The sequence below is a fragment of the Arthrobacter sp. H41 genome (assembly GCF_000520535.1).
Taxonomy (GTDB): domain Bacteria; phylum Actinomycetota; class Actinomycetes; order Actinomycetales; family Micrococcaceae; genus Arthrobacter_D.
On sequence record NZ_KI914830.1, the window covers coordinates 16,786 to 18,814 of the forward strand.

At 68.6% G+C, this 2,029-nt stretch carries 1 protein-coding gene and 2 pseudogenes; all 3 read left to right on the forward strand.

Features of this window, described 5'->3' with window-relative positions:
* The first annotated feature begins 148 nt into the window (after positions 1 to 148).
* Entirely contained in the window at positions 149 to 1,459 is a 1,311-nt protein-coding gene (locus tag Y705_RS0114615; protein WP_026533393.1) for an acetyl-CoA C-acetyltransferase, read from the forward strand.
* 41 nt (positions 1,460 to 1,500) lie between these two features.
* Positions 1,501 to 1,626, forward strand: a pseudogene (locus Y705_RS21485) (hypothetical protein); the annotation flags it as partial.
* A 3-nt stretch (positions 1,627 to 1,629) separates the two neighbouring features.
* Positions 1,630 to 2,029, forward strand: a pseudogene (locus Y705_RS23290) (3-oxoacyl-ACP reductase); the annotation flags it as partial.

Below are 2,029 nucleotides of genomic sequence, written 5' to 3' on the forward strand. Positions count from 1 at the left end.
ACACCGCAGCGGAAGCCGCACCAGGCGCCGAAGCGCGCGCGGAGGTGCCCGGAAACAATGCGGCTGAGTTCATGATACCCAGCGTATCAGGTACGCTTGGTATCGATAACTTCCGCGCATCCCTTCGATTGTCACCAGGAGATCCTCCATGCCAGAATCTGCCATTCCCGCCAGTGCTCCCGTCCGGAAGGCAGTGGTGATCGGCGGGAACCGTATCCCCTTCGCCCGTTCCGGGGGCCCGTACGCCTACTCCTCCAACCAGGACATGCTCATCGCAGCGCTGGACGGCCTGGTGGCGCGCTTCGGACTGCAGGGGGAGCGGATCGGAGAGGTTGCGGCAGGAGCGGTGCTCAAGCACTCCCGCGACTTCAACCTCACGCGCGAAGCAGTGCTGGGATCCGCCCTCTCGCCCACGACGCCCGCCTACGACCTGCAGCAGGCCTGCGCAACGGGACTCGAAACCGTGGTGGGACTCGCCAACAAGATCAAACTGGGGCAGATCGAGTCCGGGATCGCCGGTGGAGTCGACTCCGCTTCGGATGCCCCGGTCGCGGTCAGCGAAGGGCTCCGCCGCGTCCTGCTCGACCTCTCACGCGCGAAGACCACCCAGCAGAAGATCCGGACGCTGGCCAGGCTGCGCCCGAAGGACCTGGCCCCGAACGCCCCGACCACGGGTGAGCCACGCACCGGGCTGTCCATGGGTGAGCACCAGGCGCTCACGACGGCGGCCTGGGAGATCAGCCGGGAAGCGCAGGACGAACTGGCGTATCAGAGCCACACCAACCTCGCCGCCGCCTATGAGCGGGGCTTCTTCACCGACCTGGTGACGCCCTACCGTGGTCTCACCAGGGACGCCAACCTGCGCGCCGATACCTCCCGTGAGAAGCTCGCCACACTCAAGCCCGTGTTCGGCAAGGCACTGCCCACACCGGCAACCATGACGGCGGGCAACTCGACGCCTCTCACCGACGGCGCCTCCGTGGTGCTGCTGGGCTCCGAGGACTACGCCCGGGAGCACAACCTGCCGATGCTGGCGAACGTGGTGGACGCCGAGGCCGCTGCCGTGGACTTCGTGAACGGCGACGAAGGGCTCCTCATGGCCCCCGTCTACGCCCTGCCACGGCTGCTCCAGCGCAACTCCCTCACCTTCGCGGACTTCGACTTCTTCGAAATCCACGAGGCCTTCGCCGGCACCGTCCTCAGCTCGCTTGCCGCCTGGGAGAACGAGGAGTTCTGCCGCAACCAGCTGGGACTCGACGGGCCGCTGGGAAGCATCAACCGCGCCAAACTCAACGTCAACGGATCATCGCTTGCAGCAGGCCACCCCTTCGCGGCCACAGGCGGACGTATTGTCGCCTCGCTGGCCAAGGCACTCTCCGAGAAGGGCTCGGGGCGCGGACTCATCTCCGTGTGCGCCGCGGGCGGCCAGGGCGTCGTCGCCATCCTCGAGGCGCGCTGAACCATGGCCGACAAGTACCTTGAGCTCACCACCCCTTCGCGGCCACAGGCGGACGTATTGTCGCCTCGCTGGCCAAGGCACTCTCCGAGAAGGGCTCGGGGCGCGGACTCATCTCCGTGTGCGCCGCGGGCGGCCAGGGCGTCGTCGCCATCCTCGAGGCGCGCTGAACCATGGCCGACAAGTACCTTGAGCTCATCAACAATCCACTTCCCGCACGGATCGCCAGGTCGCTCGGCCTCCCACGGCCCGCGGTGCTCCGGCGCCACACGCCGGGCGCGGCACTCGCGGACCACCCCGTTCTCGTCGTCGGCTCCGGTACCGGCGCCGATGAGCTGGCCGGCGAACTGCTGTCTTGGGACCTCGAGATCCGCCGCCATGCACGTCCGGGAGAAACGCTGAGCGCGGCGGTCGTCGTCCTCGACGACGTGTCCTCGCCCGGCGACCTCGCCGCACCCCTGCTCGAGCTCGGGCAGGCGGTCCGGCTCCTCGCTGCTGGCGGGCGAGTCGTCGGCCTGTTCCGCGCGCCGGGGGAATCGACGGACCCGGCCGAGGCGGCAGCGCGGCAGGGAA